Origin of the sequence: Flavobacterium algoriphilum (assembly GCF_048158655.1) — a bacterium.
Classification (GTDB): Bacteria; Bacteroidota; Bacteroidia; order Flavobacteriales; family Flavobacteriaceae; genus Flavobacterium; species Flavobacterium algoriphilum.
The window spans coordinates 705,038-725,951 of record NZ_JBLNKY010000001.1 but is presented as its reverse complement, the minus strand read 5'-3'; the positions used below and the strand labels follow the sequence as shown (position 1 = coordinate 725,951).

13 protein-coding genes and 1 tRNA gene are annotated in these 20,914 nt (G+C 34.2%); 10 read left to right on the top strand and 4 right to left on the bottom strand.

Features of this window, described 5'->3' with window-relative positions:
* The first annotated feature begins 11 nt into the window (after positions 1-11).
* From ACM55G_RS03115 to ACM55G_RS03105, 3 genes are all read left to right on the top strand, one after another.
* Positions 12-1,199, top strand: a complete 1,188-nt coding sequence (locus tag ACM55G_RS03115) for an aldose epimerase family protein (protein ID WP_416842449.1) — start codon at positions 12-14, stop codon at positions 1,197-1,199.
* A 722-nt stretch (positions 1,200-1,921) separates the two neighbouring features.
* Positions 1,922-2,185 (top strand): hypothetical protein, encoded by a 264-nt coding sequence (locus ACM55G_RS03110; protein ID WP_416842448.1) that lies wholly within the window; start codon positions 1,922-1,924, stop codon positions 2,183-2,185.
* A gap of 89 nt (positions 2,186-2,274) precedes the next feature.
* Positions 2,275-2,448 carry a hypothetical protein gene (locus tag ACM55G_RS03105; RefSeq protein WP_416842447.1) on the top strand — a complete coding sequence of 58 codons (174 nt, stop codon included), beginning with the start codon at positions 2,275-2,277 and terminating at the stop codon, positions 2,446-2,448.
* 763 nt (positions 2,449-3,211) lie between these two features.
* Here the strand turns inward: ACM55G_RS03105 and ACM55G_RS03100 are convergent.
* Positions 3,212-3,291: transfer RNA gene (locus ACM55G_RS03100), tRNA-Leu, on the bottom strand.
* A 221-nt stretch (positions 3,292-3,512) separates the two neighbouring features.
* Between ACM55G_RS03100 and ACM55G_RS03095 the strand changes: the two genes are divergently transcribed.
* The 3 genes from ACM55G_RS03095 (at position 3,513) to pth (ending at position 6,120) form a co-directional block, all read left to right on the top strand.
* Positions 3,513-4,454, top strand: coding sequence for a ribose-phosphate pyrophosphokinase (locus ACM55G_RS03095; protein ID WP_416842446.1), 942 nt, complete (start codon positions 3,513-3,515; stop codon positions 4,452-4,454).
* Between the two features lie 89 nt (positions 4,455-4,543).
* The gene (locus ACM55G_RS03090) at positions 4,544-5,155 is read left to right on the top strand and encodes a 50S ribosomal protein L25/general stress protein Ctc (RefSeq protein WP_416842445.1); all 612 of its coding nucleotides are present in this window, start codon (positions 4,544-4,546) and stop codon (positions 5,153-5,155) included.
* 290 nt (positions 5,156-5,445) lie between these two features.
* Positions 5,446-6,120, top strand: coding sequence for an aminoacyl-tRNA hydrolase (gene pth / locus ACM55G_RS03085; RefSeq protein ID WP_416842444.1), 675 nt, complete (start codon positions 5,446-5,448; stop codon positions 6,118-6,120).
* Positions 6,121-6,172: 52 nt separating this feature from the next.
* On the opposite strand, the gene ACM55G_RS03080 is transcribed toward pth, so the two are convergent.
* Positions 6,173-8,818 carry a zinc-dependent metalloprotease gene (locus ACM55G_RS03080; protein WP_416842443.1) on the bottom strand — a complete coding sequence of 882 codons (2,646 nt, stop codon included), beginning with the start codon at positions 8,816-8,818 and terminating at the stop codon, positions 6,173-6,175.
* Positions 8,819-9,024: 206 nt separating this feature from the next.
* Between ACM55G_RS03080 and ACM55G_RS03075 the strand changes: the two genes are divergently transcribed.
* The 4 genes from ACM55G_RS03075 to bioB all read left to right on the top strand — a co-directional run bounded on the left by ACM55G_RS03075 (position 9,025) and on the right by bioB (position 12,294).
* A complete protein-coding gene (locus ACM55G_RS03075) occupies positions 9,025-9,954 on the top strand; it encodes a bifunctional riboflavin kinase/FAD synthetase (protein ID WP_416842776.1) in 930 nt (309 codons plus the stop codon).
* A gap of 119 nt (positions 9,955-10,073) precedes the next feature.
* Positions 10,074-10,517: a hypothetical protein gene (locus tag ACM55G_RS03070; protein ID WP_416842442.1), complete on the top strand. Its 444-nt coding sequence runs from the start codon at positions 10,074-10,076 to the stop codon at positions 10,515-10,517.
* Positions 10,518-10,674: 157 nt separating this feature from the next.
* Positions 10,675-11,112, top strand: coding sequence for a hypothetical protein (locus ACM55G_RS03065; RefSeq protein ID WP_416842441.1), 438 nt, complete (start codon positions 10,675-10,677; stop codon positions 11,110-11,112).
* A gap of 96 nt (positions 11,113-11,208) precedes the next feature.
* On the top strand, positions 11,209-12,294 hold the full coding sequence (gene bioB, locus ACM55G_RS03060) for a biotin synthase BioB (protein WP_416842440.1): 1,086 nt from the start codon (positions 11,209-11,211) through the stop codon (positions 12,292-12,294).
* Between the two features lie 67 nt (positions 12,295-12,361).
* Here the strand turns inward: bioB and ACM55G_RS03055 are convergent, their stop codons facing one another.
* A complete protein-coding gene (locus tag ACM55G_RS03055) occupies positions 12,362-16,171 on the bottom strand; it encodes a T9SS sorting signal type C domain-containing protein (protein WP_416842439.1) in 3,810 nt (1,269 codons plus the stop codon).
* Positions 16,172-16,564: 393 nt separating this feature from the next.
* The gene (locus tag ACM55G_RS03050; protein ID WP_416842438.1) at positions 16,565-20,245 is read right to left on the bottom strand and encodes a T9SS sorting signal type C domain-containing protein; all 3,681 of its coding nucleotides are present in this window, start codon (positions 20,243-20,245) and stop codon (positions 16,565-16,567) included.
* Positions 20,246-20,914: the final 669 nt, after the last annotated feature.

Here is a 20,914-nt window from a genome sequence, read left to right as displayed (position 1 = left end):
AATTTAAAATTATGAATATAGTAAAACGTTGTATTTATGGGATTTCCATTATGAGTTTAGCAAGTATGAATATTCAATGTAAAGGAGACAAAAAAGCTGGAGCAGAAGAAACTGCTTTAGACGCTAAAGCTACAGATTCAGTATCTATAGCAAAAGCGGCATATGGTAAAACGGATAAAGGCGAACAAGTTGATCGCTACACCCTGAAAAACCAAAAAGGAATGGAAGTAAATATTATTACCTATGGTGGTATTATTTCTTCTCTGAAAGTTCCTAACAAAGCGGGAGTTTCAGAAGAAGTTGTTATTGGTTTTAATTCTTTGGAACAATACATGAAACCCAATCCGTATTTTGGAGCCCTTATCGGAAGATATGGTAACCGAATTGCAAAAGGTAAATTTACTTTGGACGGAAAAGAATATTCTTTAGCTATCAATAACGAACCAAATGCCTTGCATGGTGGACCAGAAGGATTTCACAGAGTCGTTTGGACTGCCGATGAAGCAAAAGGTGGAGACAGCGCTTCTTTGAAATTGAAGTATGTGAGTAAAGATATGGAAGAAGGGTATCCTGGAAACTTAACTGTTTTTGTAACCTATACGCTAAAAAACGACAATTCCTTAGATGTACTTTATGAAGCTACTACAGACAAGAAAACAATCGTTAATTTAACGCAACATTCTTATTTTAACTTGTCAGCTGATTTTTCTAAACCTATTTTAAATGATGAAATTACTATCGATGCTGACAAATTAGTTCCAGTAGATGCGACCTTAATACCTACAGGTAAATTGACCGATGTAACGAATACGCCTTACGACTTTAGAAAACCAAAAGTGGTTGGAAAAGACATCGAAGCTAAAGACGATCAGTTGAAAAAAGGATTGGGTTATGATCATTGTTGGGTATTGAACAATCAAGGTAAAGGGGAACGTTTTGCAGCTTCTGCATATGATGCAGGAAGCGGAAGATTGCTTGAAGTGTACACTGATCAACCAGGAATACAATTGTATACCGGAAACTTCTTAGACGGAACTTTACCAATGAGAAATGGTGGGACGTATGCGCACAGAACCGGTTTATGTTTAGAAACGCAACATTATCCCGATTCCCCAAATCAAAAAGATTTTCCATCTACGGTTTTAAGCCCAGGTGAGAATTACAAAACCAAAACAACATTTAAGTTTTCAGTAAAATAAATTTAATAAAAAGAAACTAACTAATATAGATTATTTTTCTATACCATAAATAAGTTGAATGGTTTGGTTTATCATATGGAATTAGTTAGCAAGCCCGGAAATAACACTTTCGGGCTTTTTTTATGCTTTATCCTGTGAAGACGCGAAACTTCTCACACAGCATATGAGCTATGAATCGGAAATACTCGTAGTTCATCCCCGTTTTCAAAGAACTCTTCGTAAAGTGGTATATTGTTCAAGTTAAATTAAATATTCCCGCATATAAAGCCAATAAAGCTAACAAAACTACTTTTTTATAATTAAGTTTTTAGTTTCCACTTACAGGAATACAAAAATAAATTAATTTAAAAACGATGTGGTTGAAATAGTAGAGTGCTAGTTAATTCTTAGGTTGATACTTCAAACATAATAAATCATCAAAATATTGTTGGTTTACGGAAAACCGCAAAGTGAATAATTTTTAATAGGCTACTTTTGAATACTATTAACTCTAAATTTAAAAAAAATGAAGAAAAAATTGTTGTTACTAATATTTATTACAACTATTTCATTTTCACAAAACAAAAAATTTTTCAATTGACAATAAATTAATTATTTGGAAATTAGTTTACGAAGACTCAACAACTATTTCAGAATTAAAAAACAATCCAAGATTAGAATTTAAAACAGACTCAACTGGATACATTAAAAAAACTAATTTTGAGGATCAAAAACTAAATCAGATGTCTGGAGAATTTAAGATTGAATCTAAAAAAGGAAAATATAGAGTGTCTGCTTTTAATATTATATTCTATGTAAACCCAATAGGTTTATATTCGAGAGGAATCGCAATGCAAACAATTTCGGAATTCACAATTGAGAAGTATTTAATAAAAAAGAATGAAACAATTAGAGAATCATCATTAGGCTACAATTTGACAGAAACGTTAAATCCACATTTAGTAGAGCTATTCACCATTAAGAAGAAAATTAAATCCGAATGGTAAAAAAAGCGTTTCGGGAGATTTGTATGTAGTTTCAATAAAAACCACTATTTCAATTAATATGCATTCCTCAATTTAAAATAAATATTCCTATGGAAATTTTAAAATGGCTTTTTAGCAAGAAAAATGACGAGGTTAAAGAAATTGAAAGTCAAGAAAATAACGATTTCAAAATTACAAACTTTGAATGTGAACATGAAGCAGTATGCCCATATTGTAAAGGTACATTGGAAAAATTTCCAATAATGAAGAACAAAATGTTCTAATTGTAAAAAATCTATTTTCGTTAGGAGATTACATGATTCGAAGTTCAAAACTCTTATAACTGAAGAGCAAGCACAAGAAATTGATATCGAACGAGAAAAAGATTATTTAAAATATAGAGGATTCGAAAAACTAGAGTCATTCGGCGTTACAAGAGATGAGTTTTTAAAATGTAAAGAAGAGTTATATTCAAAGTCTGGAATTGAAACCAAAAGCAATGGTGTTGTTTGGTCAATATTTAATGAATTATTAATTAAAAATGCAACAGATTTTAATCTTTTGAGTCAAATTTACTATTCAATGGCTATATTTTTTCGTGACGAAGGGAACGACAATTTTAAATTATTGCAACAAAGTGCAAAAGCAACATTAGACAGTTTTCAATTAAGTGATTTAGAATTTAAAGTCCAAATTGTTGGGTGTACAGATTCGTGCGAAGCTTGCAAAAAATTGAATGGAAAAATTATTTCGATGGAAGATGCATATTTACTACCTGTACCTTGCAGAGAATGCACACACAGAATTGGATTTTGCAGATGCTTTTACTGCTCTATATCTAGTCGAGATAGTGAAGGAATGTTAATATTTAAAAAATAACTTAATAATAAAGACAACCTAATATTGGAAACCAGACCGTGAAGATATATTTTTAGTTTGATAGCCCAATCTATTCCATGCCCACTAACGAGAGCAAACAAAATACCATTCGCCTGAATTCGTTATGATTTAAAACCAAAAAAACCGCTTCTTTCGAAGCGGTTTTTGTACCCGGAGCCGGAGTCGAACCGGCACGGTTTCCCACAGGTGTTTGAGACCAGCGCGTCTACCAATTCCGCCATCCGGGCTTAGCTAGACATGAAATAACGACAGTTACTTCAAACGCAATAAAAGATGTGATTGTGTTTAAATCAACCATCAATTCCTTTAACACGCTGCAAATGTAAAAAATAATATTAAATGTTCTACTAAAAATACTTAATTTTTTTCTTTCAGAGTTGAATAAATTTTATAAATTTGCACCTCGCTAAAAACGGAACACACAACTAACTACAAAACAACAAATTAAATGTCACACCTAGAACCAGAAGCTAAAATTTTTGCTTGTTCACAAAGTGTCTATCTTGCAGAAAAAATAGCAGAGCAATACGGAATTCCGTTAGGGAGAATCACTATGTCAAAGTACAGCGATGGTGAATTTCAACCTTCTTACGAAGAGTCTATCAGAGGTTTACGCGTTTTTATTGTTTGTTCTACTTTTCCAACTGCAGATAACTTAATGGAATTGTTACTGATGATTGATGCTGCAAAACGTGCTTCGGCAAGACACATTACAGCAGTAATTCCTTACTTTGGCTGGGCAAGGCAAGACAGAAAAGACAAGCCAAGAGTTCCGATAGGGGCTAAATTAGTAGCTAATTTACTAGATGCTGCAGGTGCAACAAGAGTAATGACCATGGATTTGCATGCCGATCAAATTCAAGGATTTTTTGAAAAGCCAGTAGACCATCTTTTTGCATCGACTATTTTCATACCGTATATAGAAAGTTTAGGTTTAGACAATTTGACGATTGCTTCACCAGATATGGGAGGTTCTAAAAGAGCCTATGCGTATTCTAAATTTTTAAATTCAGATGTAGTTATTTGCTACAAACAAAGAAAAGAGGCAAACATTATCGACACCATGGAATTAATTGGTGATGTAAAAGGTAGAAATGTAATCTTAGTAGATGACATGATTGATACCGGAGGCACTTTGGCGAAAGCCGCAGATTTAATGATCGAAAAAGGAGCCTTAAGTGTAAGAGCCATTTGTACACACGCCATTTTATCAGGTGGGGCTTACGAGAAAATAGAAAACTCGCAATTGAGCGAATTAATAGTTACCGATTCTATTCCGTTGAAGAAAGAATCAAACAAAATAAAAGTATTGAGTTGTGCACCACTTTTTGCCGAAGTTATGCACATGGTACACCACAACAATTCCATTAGTGGAAAGTTTATAATGTAACGCAATAGCGTAAAGTTATAAAGTCATGCTGATAGCCTAAAGCTAAAAGCCAAACAAGTAATATTATTTAATAACTATATTTTTTTACAATGAAATCGATTACAATTAAAGGATCAGAAAGAGAAAGCGTGGGCAAAGTTGCGACTAAAGCCTTACGTAATGCTGGATTGGTTCCTTGCGTATTATACGGAGGAAATCAGGCAGTTCATTTCTCAGCAGAAGTTATGGCTTTCAAAAACTTGGTTTACACTCCAAACGCTCATACAGTTGAGATCGATCTTGGTGAAGGAAAATCATTTAACGCCATTTTACAAGACATTCAGGTTCACCCGGTGTCTGACAAGATTTTACATATTGACTTCTTTCAATTATTTGATGACAAAGAAATCACTATGGAAGTTCCTGTAAAAGTTACTGGAACTTCTAAAGGAGTTCTTGCTGGTGGTGTTTTACGTTTGAATACACGTAAACTTAAAGTAAAAGCTTTACCAAAAAATCTTCCAGATTTTATTGAAGCTGACATTACTACACTTGAAATGGGAAACAAATTGTACGTTACTAAATTAGCTAACGACAACTACAAATTGATTCACACTGAAAACACTGTTGTTGCTCAAGTAAGAATCTCTCGTGCGGCTATGAAAGCAGCTCAAGAAGCAGCGAAAGCAGCAAAAGCTCCTGTAAAAGGAAAGAAAAAATAATATTTTTTCAATCATTCAAGAAAGCATCAGTTGTAAAACTGGTGCTTTTTTTATTTAATCTGAACGTGTTTCAGTTTCTATTTAGTAGCACAGCTATGCGTTTTCACAACAACATTCCTCCCGCTGTCCGTTCTATCTTTTTTATCCTGAACTTGTTTCAGGATCCTGAAACAAGTTCAGGATAAAAAGGATGCCACTCCCATCAGGGCTATCCAGAAATATTTAGCACCCAACACCTATTTTCTAAAAATCTAATAGTTCAATACTCTAATTAAGTCTATTTTTGTAGCATGATAAAATGGATTTCAAATTTATTCTCATCAACAAAAACAGACGACACTACAGATTGTATCAAACCTGAGGTTCACGAACACAAAAAAAACAATATAAAAAGCGTGAGTAATAAATTTCTAATAGTTGGACTCGGCAACATTGGCGCCGAATATGTAAACACAAGACACAACGTAGGTTTTAAAATTGTCGATTTCTTGGCCAGAAAAGAAGGAGTCAACTTCGAAACCGTAAAACTGGGTTCCCTTGCCGAATATAGGTTCAAAGGAAGAACTTTTTTACTCCTCAAACCCAACACCTATATGAACCTGAGTGGCAAAGCAGTACAATACTGGATGGACAAGGAAAACATTCCTTTGGAAAATATTTTAGTCATCACGGATGATTTGAACCTTTCCTTTGGAACTATTCGCATCAAACCAAAAGGAAGCGACGGGGGACATAATGGATTAAAGAATATCAATCTTGTCTTGAATACCCAGAACTATACTCGATTCCGTTTTGGGATCAGCGATGAATTCAAAAAAGGAAAACAAGTTGACTATGTACTCGGAGACTGGGACGATGCTGAAAAAACAGCACTCCCGGAGCGATTAGAACTAGCTTCTGAAATTATAAAATCATTTGGAACTGCAGGATTAGAAAATACCATGACAACATTTAATGGGAAATAAAAAAAGGGAAACGTTTTTAAACTGTTTCCCTTTTTTGCAACTTCTATTTTGATTATTCGATCACTATTTTTCTTATCTCTTTTTTATCTCCATCAATCACAGTCAACAAATAAAGTCCTGACTGAACATTTCTTAACTGGATATTTTCATTGAAATTTTGTTGAATTCCATATTCTTTTTCGAAAATTTTTCTCCCTAACAAATCGCCTACTAGTATTTTAATTCTACTAGTAGAATCACTGGTAAATTTTAAGTTAAAATTTCCTTTGTTTGGATTTGGATACAAGACTACATCATTTATCTGAAAATCAGGAGCTGCTAAAGTAAAGGTTTCCGAACAAATGGTTATCGATGCCGAATTTAATGTCCCCACATTAGCCTGATAAGCATCCCGAACTCTCAATGTCCAAACTCCCTGTTGATTTTGCCCATTAAAAGCTGACAATGGATCAAATGGAGCTATCGTTTGAGCAGCAGTAGTTCCGCAAGCAAGTATACCTCCCAAATCATCATAATTCAATAGTAAACTATTATTAGTGTCCCCACAGCTTCTTTCAAATAATCTTACCGTAGTACCCTGCGGGCTTACCACCTCTATTTGTACATCTGATAAATACGAATGAGTAAAGCTTACTGCAAAATTCACATCGGAGACTGTTCCTGATGAACTAGGCACATTAACTGTCTTAGAAGTATAAGTAGCTGATTCCGGTATTGAAAAAGGTGCTGCAAAAGTATAGGTATTACAAGATGAAGCGACCGAATATCCAATAGCAAATGATTTACTGTTTACTGCATAATAAATATTTGCTGTTGGCTCAATTAAAATTCTACATTTTTTTGCAGTAAAATTTGGAACCGTTATTATTTGAGAGCCATCATTTGGAGTAGCCGAAACTAAAGTTGTTGGAAATGTCAATCCACCATCAATAGAAAGCTTGATATTCACATTCGCTGATCCAACTAAAGCATTTGATCCATTTACACTCCAAGTTACCGTTTGCGTTGTTCCTTGAAACCAACTTGTATTCTCTGTATTTTGTGATGTAACAGCAAATGGCCCTATTCCGCTTACATTTACAATCATTTCATCTGTATTCGTTTGAGCGGTACCCAACGCAGCATTATCTCTTCCGGTTAGAGTAAAATGAAGTATTCTGGCTATTGTCGAAACTGACTCCCAAGTTGTAGTTAATTTACCGGACAATACTGTATTGTAAGCTGGCATAAATCGTACAGGCGAACTACTTGGGTAGATCGATCGAAAAAGAGGGCCATCAGGTTTGGTAGGTAAAGCGATACTGTTTGCTCCGCTTGTAGTTGTAGCATTGTCATTTTGTTCCCAACAATAAGAAATAGTATTTCCATCAACATCAAAACCCGTTCCGGTCAATTTAAAGGCCGTACCATTAGGTATTGTGTAATCTAAACCAGCACTAATCGTAGGTGGATTATTACTTAATGCTGTACTCACAGGACAAGTTTTTGAAGAAAGATTATCTTGTATTTGTTTAATACTTACATACGCAAAATAATCATCCGAATTAGCTTGCACATCATAATCCGTAATCCCTGCATATCCCATAATGGTTGATCCGCTTCCCGGCTCAACACTTACTCCTGTCCCTTCAAGCGCATAAGAAAAAGTGTGGTTTGCTCCTAGTTGATGCCCCATCTCATGAGCTACAAAATCAATATCAAAAGTGTCTCCTTGGGGTTTTGCATCACTAGGGGACGTAAAAGCACTACCTTTACCCGCATCACATACACAACCAATACACCCCGAGTTTCCACCGCTACCAGTAGCACCAAACAAATGTCCTACATCATAATTCCCATTACCAATAACTAGAGTTAAATTATCCTGCAACTCTTGATTCCAAGCTCCTGCAGCTCCTGCAGTGGCATCAGAATAGGGATCTGTGGCTGCATTAGTATAAATTATCAGGTTATCATTTGCGATAATATTCAATTTTACGGCTAAATCTTTATTAAAAATACCGTTTACTCGTGTCATAGTAGCATTCATACCTGCCAAAGCTCCCGCTACAGTTCCTCCAAAATAGGCAGCATATTCACCTGTACAAGACAACGCAAGTCTTAAAGTTTTAAAAATCTTATTATTTGCTGTAATTTTACTGATTTTATTTAATAATTGTTTGTTTAAAGCTACATCTTCTGTTTTGCAGGAAAAAGGAAGACCGCCCCTGGTTCTGTTTTTGGAATTAAAAAGAACATATGCTGTTTTGTCTTTAGAATCTTGTTCAATAAATTCCGATCCACTGCCTTCTCTTAGAATCATGGTTTGAATTCCTTTTGGAGAAAAACTGAAATAAAGGGATGCATTTCGATCTGTAATTCCAATACCGTTATAAGCTCTGATATCAGGATATTTAGCTTGCAACTCCGGCTCAAAATTAGAGGATTCCCAAACTAAAAATTTTTCTAAAATACCATTCATATTCGGAATAAAAATTTCAATTCTATTTTCTGTATTATGATGAAGTAGTTCCAAAGATTGTTTAATTGCAGCTTCGTCTATTTTAAACAACAATTCATTATTAGCACTTGGTTTAGTACTGGTTTTATCTGAAAAAGAAACCTTATTTTGATCTATTCTTTTCCAAAGAGAACCATCTTGAGCATGTGCTATTGGATTGGAGAGAATAATAATAAAAAATAGTATGATTTTTTTCATGATTTGAAAACATTTTATCATCAAAATTAAAGTATTATTTTAATGTATCAACCCAATCTCTAATATATTGAATGAATTCTTAGTTTCTAAATGGCTATTTTTTGTTTTTTAAGCCATTTTTTTACAAACCTATGCGAAAATCAATTCCTCATATCGTTACTTTTAAAATAGATAGTATAAATTTGCGACATTATAAAACATTTGCTTTGAAGATTTTTCATTCTATAAACGATTTCAGTTCCAGTAAAAAAACAATCCTAACTTTGGGTACTTTTGACGGAGTCCACATTGGTCATAAAAAAATTCTGAAAAAAGTAATACAAAAAACTAAAAATGAGAATTACGAAAGTTTAGTACTTACTTTTTTTCCTCATCCCAGAATGGTTTTACAGGAAGATTCCGATATAAAACTACTTAATACCATTGACGAAAAAATAGATTTATTGGAAGAAATAGGTATTGAAAATCTTGTAATCCACCCTTTCGACGAGACTTTTTCGAGATTAACTGCCGATGAGTTTGTCAAAACCGTTCTTGTAGATCGTTTTCATATTCAAAAAATAATTATTGGTTACGACCATCGATTTGGGAGAAATCGCACTGCCAATATTGACGATCTTATTGATTTTGGAAAACAATATGGTTTTGAAGTAGAACAAATATCAGTTCAGGAAATAAATGATATTTCTGTGAGTTCTACTAAAATCAGGAAAGCTTTGCTAGATGGAGATATGGCTTTGGCCAATGAATATTTAGGATATGATTATTTCCTGACTGGAATTATTATCAAAGGAAAACAATTAGGAAGAACTATTAATTTCCCAACCGCCAACCTGAAAATTGAAGAGAACTACAAGCTTATTCCGCAAAACGGGGTTTATATTATAAAAAGTACCATCAATCAAAAAACTGTTTTTGGCATGATGAATATTGGATTCAATCCTACCGTTGAAGGACAAAGTCAATCTATAGAAATTCATTATTTTAATTTCAATGAAGATTTATACAATCAAAAAATCAGGATTTCCATGTTACACAGAATTCGTTCCGAACAAAAATTCGAATCTGTTGTACTTTTAAAACAGCAACTCGAAAAAGACAAAGAAACCGCACTAACCTACCTTAATAAAATTTAGCCTTCTGTAGAATTATTTTTAACACATTTCGTACAATATTGTCATATTTTCTGTAAATTTGACTTATATGATATTGTTATCACAGCCGTATTATTTTTAACTCTTATAAAATTAATCATATGAAACTGTCAAAAGAATTTTACAATGGATTTATAATTTTTCTCGGAATCGGCCTCTACTTTTTAGTAATGGAGGTTTTAGGTCTCGCTGACTTGTTTTACTTGCGTCTATTCAACGTCCTATTCGTATTTTATGGAACCAATAGAATGCTAAAAACAAATTTCGAAGATGGCAAGACTCTTCTTGCTCCCAATGCTGCTTCAGCATTAACAACATCGCTCACAGGAATTTTCTTAAGTACCATTGGGTTAATAATTTACAGCTATTCGAGAGGTGGTGATGCCTATGTAGGATCATTGTCAAAAACTTTTCTATTTGGAGGGAATCCCTCCGTGATGACGTATTCAATTTCTCTACTTTTTGAAGGAATCGTATCGGCTGTAATTGTCACATTTATGTTGCTGTTGTATTGGGAAAGCCGATACTCTTCAGATAAACATTAAATCAATAAGAAATCAAAGTTTTCCTCTGCATTTAATTGAAAAGAAAAATAATTTTCAACTATAGCGTACGCTTTTTTCTTTCTCTTATTCATTTATCAAAAAAGACATTCTTTAAATAATTAAGAAATGTGTTCTATTTTTATTTAAAAATAAACAAATGAAACTACCAAAAGAATTATTAAATGGAGGTATTATTTTTGCAGGAATCGCTCTTTATTTTTTGTTAATGAATGCACTAGGCTACGCTGATGTATTTTATTTACGCATCGTTAATGTGTTTTTTGTTTTTTATGGCGTTAACAAAACCATCGAAATGAATGTTGCTCAAGGTCAAAAAACCTTTATTACTAATGCGATATCAGCAATGATCACATCACTTATAGGAGTGTTTTTAAGCATCATCGGATTAGTAGTCTACAGCTACATGCAAGGTGGAGACGCCTATGTAAAATCCTTATCAAAAACATTTTTATTTGGTGGAAATCCATCCGTAAATACGTATTCTATTTGTTTACTATTTGAGGGGATAGCCTCTTCAGTAATTGTGACAATGTTGCTTATGCTATATTGGAATAACCGTCTTACAACTGATTAACATTGGCTCTAAATTATTCTCCACTAGCTTTTAAAACTATTGCATTGCTTCTTTAGAACAATTTGACTACTTTTGATGCATCAAAAAACCGTATCGATGAGCATTACAAAACATAACTGGACGAAAGAAGAAATTATCGCAATTTATAACAAACCTATGATGGATTTGCTTTATGAAGCAGCTTCTACTCATAGAGAACATCATGACCCTAACGTTGTTCAGGTTTCGACTTTATTATCCATAAAAACAGGCGGTTGTCCTGAAGATTGTGGGTATTGCCCACAAGCAGCCCGTTATCACACCGCTGTAGAAGGCAACGATTTAATGTCGGTTAGTCAAGTAAAAGCACAAGCATTACGCGCAAAATCAAGTGGATCCTCTCGCGTATGCATGGGAGCAGCTTGGAGGAATGTAAAAGATGGTCCCGAATTTGATCAAGTACTGGAAATGGTTCGTACCATAAACAAACTTGACATGGAGGTGTGCTGTACCCTTGGAATGATTACTGAAAACCAAGCCCATCGTTTGGCAGAAGCTGGTTTATATGCCTATAACCACAATTTAGACACTTCAGAAGAATATTATAAAGAAGTAATCTCAACCCGCGGATTTGAAGACCGTTTACAAACCATAGAGAATGTTCGTAAAACGAATGTTACCGTTTGTAGTGGTGGAATTATTGGAATGGGAGAAAGCATTGAAGACAGAGCAGGAATGCTTGTAGCACTTTCTACACTAAATCCCCAACCGGAATCAGTGCCGATAAACGCTTTGGTTGCTGTTGAAGGAACTCCAATGGAAGAAGAGAAACCAGTAGAAATTTGGGAAATGATACGAATGGTAGCTACTACCCGAATTATTATGCCGGAAACTCAAGTCCGTTTATCCGCTGGAAGAATGAATATGAGCCGTGAGGGCCAAGCTATGTGTTTCTTTGCTGGTGCCAATTCTATTTTCGCAGGAGACAAATTATTAACAACACCGAATCCGGATGTAAATGAAGATATGAAAATGTTTGAAATGCTGGGCTTAAACCCTCAAAAAGCATTTACAAAAGTTTCTCAACCTCAAACGGTTGAAGCGGCAGACTCACAATTCGCACCTCTTGGAGAAAAACCAAAATGGTCAAGACCAGGACACACAATAGACAGAAATCTTGAAGCCTCTACAAAAGATAAATAATCTTTTTTAATAAAAAAACACCATCTTATAAAATAACAGATGGTGTTTTTTTATATATCACTTTCTCTTAATAAAGAACTTTCTTACTAAATATCTTCCCGTCTTTAAATACAATTTTTAACATTAGAATTTGTTGATTTAAAACCAAATTAGAAACAGAAAAATAGAGATTATTTATATTATTCTTTTGATAAATTTTTCTTCCTGACAAATCATAAATGATAACTTTATCTATTATATCCGAAGAAGAATTCACCTGTATCAGCTTATTTTTATTAGATACCAAAACTGAATTATTCTCTATTTCAAATTCATCTGTGGCTAAGGTTTTATCAGTGTAGCGCAGCACAAAACGGTTATTAAAAGTTCCTATTTTTGTATTGAAAGTATAACTTCCACTTTTTAAATCAAAGATTGTACTATTTAACTTGTCTTCAATAAGGATGCTCTGACTGGAAAGTAATCCATCGACAGCATCAATATTAATTGTAAAAACACCTTCAATAGTGGTACTATACCCTAACGGAACAATATCTGTTTTCCTAAATGGTAAAGCTCTACCTTGAATCACTAAATTCTTGTCCTGATTAATACTATAAAAATTTATATATGCATTCCCATCAAAACTTTCTCCATCAAAACCGGGTTCATAATCATTAGTGGCGCCTTCAATATAACCAATTAAGATTTGTTTGAAAGCTCCCCGACTATTGGTTAGATCCAGCCAAACTCGATCTTTCTTTATATTCAACCCGTAATTTTTTTTAATTGAATTTGATTTGAAAAAATTCGTATTATTCCCAATAACACGCATACTGTTATTAAATACAGCGGCTCCATTTCCACTTATACTAGTTACGAAGAAAGCCTGACTAGAGGCTATTTTACCATCTGGCTTACTATTATTTACTCCTAATTTTAATGCTGCGCTGGTTCCAACTCCTCCTGACAAGTTATAAACTGCATAATCATCAGAGGTGTATACATTATTTGTAATAGCCGTATTATGTGTCCATAAATAAATAGTTCCATTTGTCATTCCGGCATTCATTTTTATAAAAACATCAGCATCAATTGCTGAAGGATATGGATTTCCTATAAGATTTGAAGTATTCGCTGAAGTTATTGGAATTGAAACGATTCCATTATTAGGAACTCCTGTAAAAACAGCTTCATAAGTAGCCCGATTTATTGTTGAAAAACTTTCAGGACCTCGAATTATATAACCATTTCCTAAACCCATACCATTTGTTGGTGTTACATTTTGCCATTTATTTGCGGGAGCATCAAAAGAATAAAACTTATCTGCAAGTGTATTAGGAGACACATCAATCAATTTTTGATTTAAAACTGGTGAGGACCAATAGGTATAATCCGTTTTAAGAATTGGAGTAGTTTTTCTTCTTATTCGAATAATTCCCGTGTTACTTATTTGATCTTCGGATTGATAAAGAGATGCATTATTTTCAAACACTAATGTCCCCAATCCTGAATAATCAAAAATTAGCCCCAACGTATTTCCATTTGGTATTGTAACTGTATTCCCCGCACTTATTGAACAAGAACAAGCATTCGCAGAATTAAATAGAGGATAATTCCCGGTGAATACAATTGTTTTTTCAGCCGAAGGCAAACCATTACTCCAAGCCGTCCCATTCCAAATAGAGCTATTCGTACATAATTTAATTCGAGCAACACGATGTTTTGTTACTCCGGAAACAGAATTAAAATCTCCACCAATCATCACTTTATTATTTGGAGTAAAACAAATACTATACAACGTATTGTTCAAATTTACTAAAAAAGTAGTGTCATAAACTCCGGTCGCCAGCAATCGAGCCATCCTTTTGACAGAAACACCATTATAAGTTCCAGAAAAAGTTCCTCCTACCAGCAATCGGTCGTCAGGTTGAACCAAAATTGTTCTAATTTCTCCATTACTAAAACCTGTTCCTGAAGAAAATGAAGTATCTAAACTACCATTACTATTCAGTCTAGCAATTCTTTTTGCAGAAACACTTCCATAATTTAAAAATGTTCCGCCAACAATTAATTTATTATTTGATTGCAGGGCAATTGTGTATACGAATTTATCAAAACCAACACCAACAGAAAAACCAGAGTCGATACTCCCATCGTTATTCAAGCGGACGATTCGGTTGTACGAAATTCCATTGAAAGTTATAAACCGTCCACCTAAAACTACTTTTCCATCCAATTGTAATAAAATAGTTTCTACTATTGCATCCGCACCCGAACCAATATTAAAACCCGAATCAAGAGTTCCGTCAGGCATTAATCTGGCGATCCTATTAGAAGAAACACCATTATAAATTGTAAAATTTCCAGCAATAATTATTTTCCCATCAGGCTGAAGGGCTACAGCATAGATCTGATTGTTAGCCCCTGTACCATTTATAAATGAACTATCTAAATCCCCATTGGATAAAGCCCTTGTTATTCTGTTAACAGCAACTCCATTATAATTTGTAAAATTACCTACTAAAATAATTTTATTATCTGTTTGTATAACAGCGCTCTTAATTAAATTATTGGCTCCAACCCCTAAAGAATTAAAAGAGGTATCGATAGCTCCTTCTTCCAGCAAACAAGCAATTCTATTAGTACTCGTTCCGTTGAATTTAGTAAAACTTCCAAAAGCCATTGTTCTATTATCCGATAAGGAAATGACTTTTAAAACCGAATTATCAAAACCTACACCAGCGGTAAGATAACCAATATCTAAGGTTCCGATGGCATCAATTTTAGCAAGACGTCCCTGATTTTGTGAATCGAAAATAGAAAAAGAACCGCCTACATACCACGAATCATTTAAATCGTCTACCAAGGCATATACTGTTGCTGTTGCTGGACCAGATCCGATATCAAAAGTCGGGCTAATAACTCCATTTGAATCCAATAAAACTAATCTGTTGACATCGGATCCATTATAAGTACTGGCAAAAGAACCTGCAACCATGATTGCACCGACAGAATTTACTTTGATAATCTCGACTCCACCAGTGCTAAATCCTGATCCGGAAATAAAACTTCCATCAATGGAACCATTAGTATTTAATCGAATTATTTTATTCGCTGAAGTCCCATTAAAAATTCCAAAATCACCTCCAACTAAAATTTTGCCATCTGACTGTAAAAAAAGAGCCCCAATGTCACCATTAAAACCTGTTCCAATTCCAAACGTTGTATCAATACTACCGTTAGCATTTAATCTGATTATTCTATTACAGGTAGCTCCATTAAATACAATAAAAGAGCCTGACACAATTATTTTACCGTCAGTTTGAACCTGAACTTCAGTCGCCGCACCACTAGCACCTGAACCCGTAATAAAAGAAGTATCTAAATTTCCGTTTGGCAATATACGAGCTATATGATTTGCATTTATCCCATTGTATTTAGTAAAACTACCTACAATAATTATACTCCCATCAGTTTGCAAAGCAGCATTATGGACTATGCCAGTGTTTCCGGCTATTGAAGTATTAAAAGTGCCATCAAAAGAACCATCACTATTTAATCGTATTAATCGTCCAATAGTTGAGCCATTAAAAGCGGTAAAAGATCCGCCCAAAATTATTTTCCCATTTGGCAGCAATAGAGAACAATATATTTTTCCGTTAAAACCGGAGCCTGATTCAAAGGAAATATCTTTAGATCCATCTAAAAACAATCTACATAAATACGAGGTTGCGGCACCATTAAAATTCAAAAAATCTCCACCTACAATTAATTTTCCGTCTGTTTGTAAAGAAACAGTTCTAACTGTATTATCAAAGCCATCCCCTTGAAGTCCATCATCGAAGGTATTAAACGTTAAATCTACTTTCCCTTGTTGGGAATAGATGGGGCTCATAAGAAAAAGACTGAACAAAATGACGAAAAAATACAGCTTTACTATCAAAATTTAAATTGAATTTATGGTTACAATATGAATCGTGAGATCTTCCGTAGTTTTTCATCTCAACAACACAGATAAAAGTAGAGACAATGTTTTCATTCCACAATACCTACATTTAGTGATATTTACTTACAAAATTTAACGATTTTATTTTTTATAAAATATATTCTGTGAGAAAGCCACGCTAGCGGCAGAAGGTCTTAAGGAATTTAAATTCAATATTACTTACCTGAATGGGCAGAAAACGGAGTGACTGTCCTCCATTTTTATTTATTAAATAAAAAAATCCCATTCTGTTTTATATTCAGAATGGGATTTTTTAATCGTTGTTAAATTGATCAAATATTTCTAATAAATAACTTTTTTAGAAATTATCTGGCCAGTAGTTAAAGTTATTTTTACTATTACAGTTTGCTTATTCAAAGTACTATTTAAGATATCAAATTCATTACTTTCTATTCCTCGTTTATCAAACACTTTTCTTCCAAGCAAATCGAAAACTGTAATTCGTTTTATATTTTCAAGTTCTGATTTTATTTTTAATTCATTTTTATCTTTAGAAACCAAAACTATATTTTCTAATGTATTGAGAGTATTGGTTCGTAAAGTTTTATTGGCATTTGTATATCGCAATATAAAACGATCGTTGAAAACCCCTGCTTCTGTTGAAAAGCTATATGCCCCCTCTTTTAGGCTTTTGACACAATTAATTTTCTTATCTTCAATAAAAATATCCTGAGACGCTAGTAATCCATCTACTTCATCAATTGCTATTGAAAAAACACCGTTTATAGTAGAACTAAAGCCCAAAGGAACCTTATCATTTTCATCAAAAGGTAAAGCTCTTCCTTGTATTGTTAAATTTTCAGTTTCGTTAATACTATAAAAATCAACAAACTGATTCCCATCAAAACTTTGCCCATCAAAAGCATCATCATAACCATTAGTGGCATTAGTAACATAACCAACCAAGGTTTGCTTAAACGCGCCTTGAATGTTGGTTAAATTAAGCCAAACGCGATGTTTTTCAATTGTATTTATTGTTTTTGAATTTTTAGTTGCCTTGAAAAACTGAGTGTTATTTATACCCGAAGCCCCACCAGAAATACGCATACTATTATTAAATACTGCATTACCAGTACCTATACCACTTACAAAAAATCCTTGTCCCGAAGCAATTTTGCCAGAAGGTTTGTTGGATATTTGCTCAACAAGCCCTACAAAGTTACCAGTTCTTGTTGCAGTTCCTCCCGTTAGATTATAAGTAGCATAATCATCTGATGAGTAAGCATAAACTCCAGTACCAGGATTGCTAACTCCAATACCAATTTCTGTTTTATGTGTCCAAAAATAAAGGGTTCCATCCAATACTGCACTATTTGTTGTTAAAAACAAATCTGCATTTAAAGCGGATGGATAAGGATTACCTAAAAAATTCGAAGTCGCTTTTCCTGCAAATGGAATTGGAATAGAAATATTTCCGTTATTTGGCACCCCTTGAAAAATAGCTTCATAGAACCCTGGAGGTGGTATTGATGTATAATGCGGCCCTCTAATGATGTAACCAAGACCTATTGTCATAACATTAGCTGAATTTTCTTGTTTCCAATCATTTACAGCTGCATTAAACGAATAAAACAAATTCGATGGGGTGTTGGGAGAAACCTTTTTCAATGTTTGCCCTGCCACTGGCGAAGACCAATAGGTGTAATCTGTCTCCCTAGTTGTGGAATTGCTTCTCCTGTAAGTTATGTTTCCTGAATTTATTGCATTATCATTAATTTGTACTAAACTGGCAGTATTTTCGAATGTTAATATCCCTGTGCCTAAAAGAGTAATCCCGTTAGTTATTTTTAGAGTCCCTCCTGATAAAATAGTTACTGAATTCCCGGAGTTCACTTGACAAGAACAACCATCAACGTTAGAAACTGAAGAGTATAACCCATTAAAAACAAGGGCTTTTGAACTTGTTGGAGGTCCATTAGTCCAAGATCCAACACCTGAAATAACGTTCCATGTAGCAGTGATTACGGGATCTATCACTACATCGGCAGAAACAACCGACATACAAGTACCATTTGAAACCATATAAGTATAAGTTCCTGCAGAAAGACCAGTAATAGTGGTATTAATTCCTGATCCTGAAGTTATTAATGGCGTCACACTACCATTTTGATATAAATTCCAAACGCCTGTTGCCGGCAAACCGCTCAAAACAACACTACCTGTACTTGTCGAACAGCTGGGTTGTGTAATATCTCCCGATGTAAAAGTTGGGGCTGAGGGCAATGCGTTAACTGTTATAGATTGTTGTGCAAATACTGTTCCTCCGCATCCCCCAGTAATGGTATAAATAATATTGCTAGTTCCTGCTGCAATTCCTGTTACTACTCCTGAAGCATTAACGGTTGCTACTGAGGTTTTACTGCTGCCCCAAGTACCGGTACCAGCACCCAAAACTACTGTGTTGGCTGAATATGTTCCCGTGCCTCCAATACATAATTGTGTCGTACCTGCAACGGAAGCTATACTGGAATTTGGATTTACTATTATAGTTCCCGTAGCAATTACACTACTACAACCTCCTGTTAATGGAATACTGTAATTAAAAGTACCCGATATCGTTGGTGTTCCATTTATAGTTACCGTATTAGATGCCCAAGCTGCGTTTACTCCTGCTGGCAAACCAGTTGCTGTACCAATTCCTGTTGCTCCTGTCGTTGGGTGAATAATATTTGCCAATGCACTATTGATACACAATGTTGGTGTTGATGAAGCTGCCCCTACGGTATTGTTTCCAGTTACTGTTATAGTTCCTGTAGCATTTACACTACTACAACCTCCTGTTAATGGAATGCTGTAATTAAAAGTACCCGATGCGGTTGGCGTTCCACTTATGGTTATCTTATTTGATGCCCAAGCTGCAGTTAACCCAGTTGGTAAATTAATTGCTGCACCTATTCCAGTGGCTCCAGTCGTTGCGTGAGTAATATTCGTCAATGCAGTATTGATACACAATGTTGAAGTTGTTGCAGTTGTACTTACGGTATTGTTTCCAATCACTGTTATTGTTCCCGTGGCATTTCCACTACCACAACCTCCTGTCAATGGAATGCTATAATTAAAAGTACCAGATGCGGTTGGTGTTCCAATTATGGTTATCGCATTAGACGCCCAAGTTGCAGTTAACCCACTTGGTAAATTAATTGCTGTACCTATTCCTGTGGCTCCAGTCGTTGCGTGGGTAATGCTCGTCAATACAGTATTGATGCACAATGTTGGAGTTGATGAAGCTGCACCTACTGTTTCGTTTGCTACTACGGTAATAGTAACCCCTTTTCGAGGAGTAATATATCCTGATGAATAAGTAGCTTCAGCATAACATGTAATTGTTGAAGATGGCGTAAGTGTATATGTATTACCAGTAGTTATGGCAGCACCTCCAGTAGAAACTGTATACCATTTAATTGTTGATCCAGTTGACGGCGTTGCCGTTGCTGTTAAAGTAACGCTTTGAGATGCACAAATTGAGGCAGATGAAGGAGAGAGAGTAACTACATTATACCCTCCTAGATTTATTAATGTCGTAAAATCTACAACACCAGTACCATTCCCTTGACAGTTTGATATTACTGTACCTCCAATTTTAATTCTATCAGAAGAGCTGCACGAGCTTCCTCCATTTAAATTTGATCCGGACTGAAATTGTATTGAAGATCCCGCAGCTAAACTTAAATCAAAATTCCCGGATGAAAAATCAATAGTTGCTTTATCTTTAACAATTAGCTGAATCGCTCCTAAACAAGTAAGATCTAAATTACCATCCATAATTAAAGTCATTACAGTCCCATTTCCAATGTATAAAATCCCTCCACAACTATTCCCAAGTGACGAAATTCCGTTTGAACAAGTTATAGAACTAGCATTAGTGGTTGATGTTATAGTACATTGTGCGATTGCATTACCAGAAAAAGCAAACAACAAAAATATACTTGTAAAAAAAATAGAGTTAGGTAAAAATATTTTCATAAAAAGTATTTAAATTATTTTTAATAAATTCATTTTTAAAACCATGCTTTTTATAAAAGAAAAAGCTTACATTAAAAAACAAAATAAAAAAAACAAATTTTCATAACATAATAAAGTCGTTCATATGCATATATATTCGTTGTGTAGCCGTTTTTCTACACTCTTAAAAATTCTAATATTAAAAAGATAAACATCAGACACATCCTCCGAATAGAAAAACAACTTTTTACTTCCTGTTTTTTTGTAAAAGAATGATTTTGTGAATATTAAAACCAATTCCAGACAGAATATTGAAAATATTTGAACGGTTAAAAACGGGTTTACTTATTGAATAAGAGCATACTTTTGGTGATGTTCTCAATACTTTTCTAGATAATATTGCCAAAGTTGTCGCCATCCAAAGAACTACTTTACAAGAAAAAAAAATACAATTTTAAAACGATCTCTTTTAATGAATTTCTCACTAATTATTTTTTTTCTGCAAAAACTACGCACTCAATTTAACACTTTAAACTAAAAATAAAGTCCTACATGTTTCTATAAAAATTCAGGACTTTACCTGTTTACGTTTAAAAATTTTTATGCTTTACTAATCAAAACCGATATATTCACAATGATTAGCCATAACTGTTATATCCGAATCTATATCATTTGACACTTTGAAAAGGA